Raw genomic sequence first — 7,953 nt, 5'->3', positions numbered from 1 at the left:
TCAGCCGCGCCCACGGGCAGCCAGCGGTCCCACCAGGCGAGCAGGTGCTCGAAGCGGGCCACCCGGTGCCGCGGCCGGCCGGAGCGGCTCAGCTCGTGCCCCTCGCCGGGGAACAGCAGCAGTCCGGTGGGCACCCCGCGCCGGTGCAGCGCCACGAACAGCCGCCGCCCCTGCTCGACCGGGCAGCGCTCGTCGTCCTCGGAGTGCACGACCAGGGTGGGCGTGCGGATCGCGTCGGCGGCGGCCAGCGGGCTCGCCGCGTCCTCGCCGAGGTGGGCGCCGGCGAACCACCAGCCGATGTCGCTGGTGCCGGCGAAGGACACCGGGTCGGTGAGCGCCCGCTCCACGACGGCCGCGGCGAACCGGTCGGTGCGGGTGAGCAGCAGCGCGGTGAGGTAGCCGCCGTAGGAGCCGCCCGCGATGCCCACCCGGCCGGCGTCGAGCGCGGGGTCGGCGAGCGCCGCGTCGAGGAAGGCCAGCACGTCGTCGGCGTCGGGCCCGCCCCAGGCCCCGACGACCGCCCGGCCGTGCGCCTCGCCGTAGCCCGACGAGCCGCGCGGGTTGCACTGCACCACCGCGTAGCCGGCCGAGACGTACACCTGCACCTCGTCGAGCAGCGACCACCCCACCTGCGTGAACGGCCCCCCGTGCACCAGCAGCAGCACCGGGTGCGGCCCCTCCCCCGGCGGCACGGTGACCCAGCCGTGCACCGGCGTCCCGTCGGGGGCCACGGCGGTGCGCTCGGCGGCACGGTGCAGCCGGCCGGTGGCGCCCAGCGGCGTCCCGAAGCCGGTGAGCAGCCGGCGCCGCCCGGGGGTGAGCGCCACCAGCTCCCCGGCCGACCGGTCGTGCGCCACGGTGGCGACGACGACCCCGCCGGCCGCGGCGAACCCGCGCACGGTGAACGGACCGTCGACGAGCGTCTCGGGCCGGCCGCCGTCCAGCGGCACCCGCAGCAGCTCCACCCCGCCGCGCCGCTCGACGCCGACCAGCGCGGCCCCGCCGGTCAGCACCGTCGCCGGCGTGTCGTCGCCGCGGCCGTCCTCGGCGGGGTCGAGCACCGGCTCGAGCTCCCCACCGCCGAAGGAGACCCGGCACAGGGTGAACGCGCGGGCGGCGACGTCGAGCCCGTCGGAGCCGAGGTCGGGGCGGGCGGTGACGTAGATGGTGGTGCCGGCCGGGTCGAACGCCGGCAGCCGGCACTCGCCGCGGCTGCGGGTCACCCGCCGCGGCCGCCCGCCGGTCACCGGGACGACGAACACGTCGCGCACGCAGTCGCGGTCGGCGCCGGGGTGGCGGGCGGAGACGAAGGCCAGCAGCGCGCCGTCGGGCGACCAGGCGACGTCGGCGTCCTCGCCCGACCCGTCGGTGAGGCGGCGGGGCTCCGGGACGTCGTCGGCCAGCGGGTCGGCGGGCAGGTCGAGGACGAACACGCAGGAGGGCCGGTCGGCGGTGTACCCGACGTCGTCGAGCCGCGACCGCAGCCGGGTGACCAGCCGCGGCGGCTCGGCCTCCGGCGGCACCACCCGGCCGTCGGCGTCCGGGGTGCCGTAGCGGCCCTCCTCGGGGACGCGCGCCACCCAGGCGAGCCGGCGGGAATCCGGCGACCACACCGGGGCGCCGGCGCCGAGCGGGGCGCCGGTGAGCCGGCGCGGGGCGCCCCCGGCGGTGGGCAGCAGGTGCACCTGCGGCCGGCCGCCGGGCTCGGCGGACAGGTAGGCCAGCCAGCGGCCGTCCGGGGAGAACGCCGGCGCGGAGTCGCGGGCCCCGGCGGTGAGCGGGCGGGCCGGCGCGGAGCCGTCGGTGGGCACCGCCCACAGCCGCCCGCGGTACTCGTCGGCGTCGACGTCGGGGGCCGTCACGGCCACCACCGCGATCCGCCCGTCGGGCGAGACGGTGGGCACCCCCGGCGTGCGCAGCAGGGCGAGGTCGGCGGGCCGCATGGCCTACCGAGCGTAGTGCAGTGCTCACCCCGGCCGGGTCCGCGCGGGACCCGGCCGGGGCGCGCTCAGTGCTGCTGCTGCGCGCGGGCGACCAGCCGCTGGCCGAGGGACCCGGCCTGGGCGTTGGTGAGCAGCTGGGTCTGCGACTCGACCAGCCGCAGCACCGCCGGGTCCTCGCGGGCGATCTCGGAGGACTGCAGCAGGATCGTGCCCTGCCCGGTGAAGTCGTACTGCCGCTCCTCGCCGGAGGCCCGGCCCAGCGCGCCGGAGATCATCCCGCGGATGTTCTGCGTCATCCACTGCGCGTCGTGGTGCACCGACGGCGAGGGGCAGTCGGCCCAGCCGAGCAGCGCATCGGGGTCGGCCCGGAACGGCGGCTCGACGAAGATCACCGGCCCGTTCGACGAGGCGATGAACTTGCCCGTGCCGATGAGGGTGACGAAGCCCGGCACGATCGACTGCTTGAGCTCCAGCTGCTTGGAGAACGCGCAGAGGTTGCTCGCCTTGATCGTCAGGTTGCCGTCGTCGAGGTCGTAGGCGTTGAGGTCGAAGCCGCGGTCGCCGATGAGCAGCTTGCCGTGCCCCTGGGCGACCACCCAGTCCTGGATGTAGACCGGGCTGGAGAACCGGCTGGCCACCCACGCCTGCACCGAGGAGTACTCGGTGACGGCGTCGAACTGGATGTTGCCGTAGTAGGCCAGCATCGCGCCCTTGCTCATGAACCACTCGCCGCCCAGGGCGATGCAGAACACGTAGGGGTTCACGTTGTCGTCGTCGGGCAGCGACTGCGGGTTCAGCGTGGCCGGCACGCCGCTGGGCGCGCCCTGGGGCGGCGGGCCCCCGTACGGCGGCTGCTGCCCGTAGCCGGGCGGGGGCGGCTGGCCGTACCCGGGCGGGGGCTGGCCGTACCCGGGCGGGGGCTGCCCGTAGCCCGGCTGGGGCTGGCCGTAGGGGTTGCCCGGGGGCTGGCCGTAGCCGGGCTGCGGCTGCCCGCCGTAGGGGTTGCCGCCGCCGTAGGGGTTGCCGGGTGGGTAGGTCATCGTCGCCGCCTCAGAACTTCTGCTCGCTGGCCTGCACGTACACGGTGCCGTGACCGCTGATCCTCAACTGGAACGCCTCGCCGGACCCGCGGCCGACGACGTCGCGGAAGCCCACTTTGGCGGCGAGGTCCACCGACAGCTGGCCGACGTGGCCGACGTAGGCCTGCGGGTCGACGCCGACCTGCTGCCCGTTGAGCTGCAGCGGGAACGCCCCGCCGTGCGAGAGCACCGCGACCGAACCGCGGCCGTGGACGTTGGTGGTGAACAGGCCCTGGCCGGTCATCGCGCCGCTGATCGCCTGCTTCATGCCGCCGGAGCCGAGGAACTGGACGCTGGTCTGCAGGTTCGCGTCGTGGGCGAGCAGCCGGTCGGCCTCGCAGACCAGGGGCGCGCCGCCGTCGAGCTCGAGGACGGTGACGTGGAGGCCCTTGTAGCCGTAGAGCACCTGGCCGGTGCCCTCGGTGGCCATCATCGCGTTGGACTCCCCGGACATGGCCGCGCCGACCATGCCGCCGATGCCGCGCCCCTGGCCGTGCACCGGCCGGAAGGTGACCTGCCCGGAGTAGCCGAGCATCGCGCCGCGGCGGGCCAGCACCGGCGTCGACGCGCTGACGTGGGCGCGCACGACCTTGCTGTTGACGGTCTCGAAGCTCACGGGTCAGCGCTCCGCCGACTGGACGAGCACCAGGCCGTGCCCGGTGAAGCGGAGGGAGAAGGGCTCGCCGGAGCCCTCGCCCACGAGGGACTTCCAGGAGACGCCGGAGACCAGGTTCATCGACAGCTGGCCGCGGGAGCCGACGTAGGCGTCGGGGTCGACGACGAGGTCCGCGCCGGGGGCGACCTCCAGCGCCATGACCGGGCCCTCGGACACCAGGGCGACCTGGCCGTGGCCGGAGACCGTCGTCGTCGCCAGGCCCTGCCCGCTGGTGACGCCGCGCAGCCCGGAGAACTGGACGTCGAGGCGCAGCTGCTCGGTGTGGGCGAGGATGTGCTCGCTCTCCACGGTGAGCGTGTCGCCGGCCAGGTCGACGACGAGGACGTCCATCGCGTCGAGCGCGAGGTACACCCGGCCCGAGCCGGAGCAGTCCATCAGCGAGATGCTCTCGCCGGCGACGGCGCGCTTGAGCGCCGCCCGCATGCCGCCGCCCCCGCCCATGCCGGAGCTCTTGAAGTCGACGTTGCCCTCGACGGCGACCATCGAGCCGCTGGCGGCCCGGATGCGGTCGCCGTGGAGGTCGGCGTGCAGGACGCGTTTGTGGGCGGTGAGCTGAGCCACGGATGCCTCTCGGGACGGGTGCGGGGACCGGCCGGACCGTATCCGCGAAGTCCCGGCCGGCGGTAGGTCCCCCGCCCCGGTCTCCCCGGACGCACCAGCGGCCCCGGGGCGGGTGCCCCGGGGCCGCTGGAGAGCCGGCGCGTCAGCGCCGGCCGGCGGTCACCTCGTCGCGCTGCTCGGCGGTGCCGGCGGGCACCTCCGCGGCCTCGCGGCGGCTGGCCACGATGCTGCTGATCACCGCGGCGACGATGAACAGCAGGCCGGTCAGGCCGGTGACGTACTCGCTGATGTGGAACCGCAGCTCCGCGATCATGATCACGGCCAGGAAGCCGATGGCCCACATGGCGCCGTGCTCGAGGTAGCGGTACTCGTCGAGGGTGCCCTTGTCGACCATGTAGATGGTCAGCGACCGCACCCAGAAGGCGCCGATGCCCAGGCCCAGCGCGATGATGAAGATGTCGCTGCTGATGGCGAACGCGCCGATGACGCCGTCGAAGGAGAACGACGCGTCGAGCACCTCGAGGTACAGGAACGCGGCCGCACCCGCGCCGGCCACGGCCTTGGTCGCCGCCCCGGCCGCGTTGCCGCCGGAGGTCGTCCCGCCGGTGGCGTCGACGTCCTCGTCCTCGTCGGTCTCCGGGGCCTCCATGAGCTCGTTGAGGCCGCCGATGAGCAGGTAGGTGAACAGGCCGGCGAGACCGGACATCAGGACGGTCGCGTACTTGTCGTCGTCGGCGATCTGCGAGCCGACGTAGATGGTGGCCAGCGCGATGACGATGGCGAGGTAGGGCAGCTTGCCGGCCTTGGCCAGCGGGCGCTCCAGCCACGACAGCCAGTGGATCTCCCGGTCCTCGTCGAAGAGGAAGTTCAGGAAGATCATCAGCAGGAAGATGCCACCGAAGGTGTAGATGGCCTCGGCGGCGTCCTCGACGGCCGAGCCGTAGGCCTCCTGGTCGCTGAGCGCCAGGTCCCACACCTCGGGGATGGACAGCGAGGCGGTCACCGAGACCAGCACGATCGGCAGCAGCAGGCGCATGCCGAACACGGCGATGAAGATGCCGACGTAGAGGAACAGCTTCCGCCACAGCGGGCTCATCCGGCGCAGCACCTTGGCGTTCACCACGGCGTTGTCGAACGAGAGGCAGACCTCGAGGACGCCGAGGACCGCGACGGCCAGCAGGGCCGCCGGCCCGCCGAACACCACCGCGGTGACGAGCGCGGCCACCGTCAGACCGACGGAGAAGCCGAAGTAGCGGAGCATCAGGTTTCCTTTCCGGCGCCTGGTCGACCAGGCGGCGACGACGGGCCCGCGCTCACCGGGCCGGATCGGCCGGGACGCGGGCCCCGGTTACCAACGGGAGGGGCGCGGTTGCGGTTCCCGCCGCCCTCCGGCGGGCGACGGGCGGGACGGGCTCAGCCGACCGGGCGGTCCGGGCCGCCCGTCCGGGGGCGGCCGGTCCCGACGTGGTAGGCAGACCGCGCCGGGGCGCGACCGCCCCGGCCGCGCGGGAGGAGTCGGACGTGGGCGGGCTCGGTGGTGCACCCGCTCCCCGATGGTGGCGCCGCGACCGCGACGCCGGTCTCCGGGAGGCCGCGGCCGCGCGCGAGGCGGCGGCCGCCGCGATGCTCGACCTCGACGTCGCCCTGGCGGACCTGCCCGACGCGGTCGCCGCGGCCGAGGAGGCCGGCGCGGCCCCGGCACGGGGGACGGGCGGACGACGGGCTCAGCACCGCATCCCCGCTCCCGACTCGTTGGCCCGTGACTGGCGGGATCTCTCGACCCACGCCGACGCGGTCATTGGACACTATCTGCAGGCGCTTTCCAACAACGCCGCCGACGGGCCGGGCGCGTCCGACCCCGCCCGCGCCGCCGCCGACCTGGGCGCCGCCGCCACCGCGCTGCGCGAGGTCCACGCGCAGGTCCTGCGCTTCCGCGAGCAGTACGGCGGGGTGCTCGCCTCCGCCGCCCGCACCCGGGCCGCGGCCGCCGCCGAGGTGACCGCGGCGCGGGAGGCCCGCACCGCGGCCGCCGCCGCGCGGGACGGCCTCGCCGGCACCGGGCTCGCCGACGCGGGCGTCGCGCCCCTGCTCGGGGAGGCCGACGCGGCGCTGGCCACCGCGGAGGCGGCGCTGGCCGAGCGCCGCGCCGCCGACGCCGCCGCGGCCGCGTCCCGGGCCCGCCGGGCCGCCGACGCCGCCGCCGAGCGGCTGCGCGGGCTGGGCGACAGAGCCGACGCGGTGCGCCGCGGCGCGGCGTCGGTGCGCACCCGCCGGGAGGCACTCGGCACCCGGCACGAGCGGCTGGCGCCGGTGATGAGCGAGCTGCGGCGGCGCTACCCGCTGTCGGCGTGGTCCGACGTCGAGCGGGCGCCGCAGCGGGCGGCCGAGGAGCTGGCCGAGGCCGACGCGGCCCTGGCGGCGCTGACCGCGGCGCTGCGCGAGCCCCCGCTCGACGTGCCGGAGGCCGAGGCGCTGCTGGCCCGGGTGCGTGCCGCGGCCGGCCGGGTCGACGACGAGGTGCGCGCCGCGACCGGCCGGCTGTCCCGCCTGGACGCCGTCGCCGCCGACCCCGGGTCGCTGCTCGGTGAGGTGCAGCGCGCCGTCGTCGACGCCCGGCGCTTCCTCGGCGGGCTGCCCGAGGAGCGCGCCCGCCGCTTCCGCCGGACCTTCGAGGACCTCGCGCGCCGGCTGCCGGCGCTGGAGTCGGCCGCCCGCGGCGAGCGGCCGGACTGGGGCGCGGTGCTGCGCGAGGCCGAGTCGATCGAGCGGGGCCTGGCCGCGCTGGTGCGCACCGCCCGGGCGGACTAGCCGCCGAGGCGGGCGAGGAGCCGGGCGAGCAGCCAGGCGCCGCGCTCCGCGCGGGCGGCGCGGGCCATCGCCGTCGGGTGGCCGGTGAAGCCGTGCGGCTGCTCCGGGTAGACGCGGACGTCGACGTCGACCCCTGCGGCGGCCAGCCGCTCGGCCATGGCGAGGTCGTCGTCCAGCAGGACGTCGTGCTCCCCGGCGACGAGCAGGACCGGCGGCAGCCCGCGCAGGTCGCCGAAGGCGGGCGAGACGTCGGGCAGCGTGCGGTCGGGCACCGCCCCGGCGTACGCCTCGAGGAACCACTCGCCGGTGATCCGCCGGCCCGCGGGCGTGGTGCCGCTGAGGTCGAAGGTGCCGTACTCCAGCACGGCGCCGGCGAACTCCCCGGCGAGGCCGGCGTCGCGGAGCCGGAGCAGCGTCGTCGTGGCGAGCGTGGCCCCGGCGGAGCTGCCGGCGACCGCCAGCGCGGCGGTGCCGAACCGGGCCGGCGCGTGCTCCAGCAGCCAGCGCGCGGCCGTCTCGCAGTCGTCGGGCGCGGCCGGCCACGGGGACTCGGGCGCGAGCCGGTACCCGGGGACCACGACGGCGACGCCGAGCGACCGCGCCGTCGCCGCGGCCCGCGCCAGCCCGGCCGGCGTCGGCCCGAGGGTGAAGCCGCCGCCCGGGACGTCCAGGACGGCGCCGCGCGCCGCGCCGTCCGGCTCGTGCACCCAGAGCGGGACCCCGCCCGCGTGCGCGTCGGGCGGGCGCACCGGCGGCAGCTGCGCGCGGGCGGCGCGCAGCTCGTCGGCCGAGGCCGGCCCGCGCCGCTCCCCGCGTGCGGCGTAGAAGGCCCGGGTCTCCGGCACCAGCCCGGCCAGGTCCGCCCGGACCGGCACCGGGCGCACCG

Annotated in this window: 7 protein-coding genes; 1 reads left to right on the top strand and 6 read right to left on the bottom strand. The window is 76.8% G+C overall.

Annotated features, from left to right (window positions below; translation table 11 throughout):
* The 5 genes from WA616_RS22240 to WA616_RS22220 form a co-directional block, all read right to left on the bottom strand.
* Window positions 1-1,943: S9 family peptidase (locus tag WA616_RS22240; RefSeq protein WP_336033259.1), on the bottom strand; the 1,943-nt coding region annotated here is incomplete at its 3' end.
* Window positions 1,944-2,008: 65 nt separating this feature from the next.
* Entirely contained in the window at window positions 2,009-2,983 is a 975-nt protein-coding gene (locus WA616_RS22235) for an AIM24 family protein (protein ID WP_336033258.1), read from the bottom strand.
* Between the two features lie 10 nt (window positions 2,984-2,993).
* The gene (locus tag WA616_RS22230; protein ID WP_073420305.1) at window positions 2,994-3,638 is read right to left on the bottom strand and encodes an AIM24 family protein; all 645 of its coding nucleotides are present in this window, start codon (window positions 3,636-3,638) and stop codon (window positions 2,994-2,996) included.
* Between the two features lie 3 nt (window positions 3,639-3,641).
* On the bottom strand, window positions 3,642-4,259 hold the full coding sequence (locus tag WA616_RS22225; RefSeq protein WP_336033257.1) for an AIM24 family protein: 618 nt from the start codon (window positions 4,257-4,259) through the stop codon (window positions 3,642-3,644).
* Between the two features lie 142 nt (window positions 4,260-4,401).
* Window positions 4,402-5,520: a DUF475 domain-containing protein gene (locus WA616_RS22220; RefSeq protein ID WP_336033256.1), complete on the bottom strand. Its 1,119-nt coding sequence runs from the start codon at window positions 5,518-5,520 to the stop codon at window positions 4,402-4,404.
* Between the two features lie 260 nt (window positions 5,521-5,780).
* Here WA616_RS22220 and WA616_RS22215 point away from each other — a divergent pair, with 260 nt between their 5' ends.
* Window positions 5,781-7,067: a hypothetical protein gene (locus WA616_RS22215; protein WP_336033255.1), complete on the top strand. Its 1,287-nt coding sequence runs from the start codon at window positions 5,781-5,783 to the stop codon at window positions 7,065-7,067.
* Here the strand turns inward: WA616_RS22215 and WA616_RS22210 are convergent.
* Window positions 7,064-7,942, bottom strand: a complete 879-nt coding sequence (locus WA616_RS22210; protein WP_336033254.1) for an alpha/beta hydrolase fold domain-containing protein — start codon at window positions 7,940-7,942, stop codon at window positions 7,064-7,066. The two genes, WA616_RS22215 and WA616_RS22210, sit on opposite strands and share 4 nt — an antisense overlap.
* Window positions 7,943-7,953 lie beyond the last annotated feature (11 nt).

The organism is Geodermatophilus sp. FMUSA9-8 (assembly GCF_037034165.1).
GTDB classification, from domain to species: domain Bacteria; phylum Actinomycetota; class Actinomycetes; order Mycobacteriales; family Geodermatophilaceae; genus Geodermatophilus; species Geodermatophilus nigrescens.
This window is presented reverse-complemented; position numbering and strand designations above follow the sequence as displayed.

Bases quoted from the DNA above. Each gene is read 5' to 3' on its own strand.
- WA616_RS22235 (WP_336033258.1), bottom strand. From the start codon at position 2,983: ATGACCTACCCACCCGGCAACCCCTACGGCGGCGGCAACCCCTACGGC.
- WA616_RS22220 (WP_336033256.1), bottom strand. From the start codon at position 5,520: ATGCTCCGCTACTTCGGCTTCTCCGTCGGTCTGACGGTGGCCGCGCTC.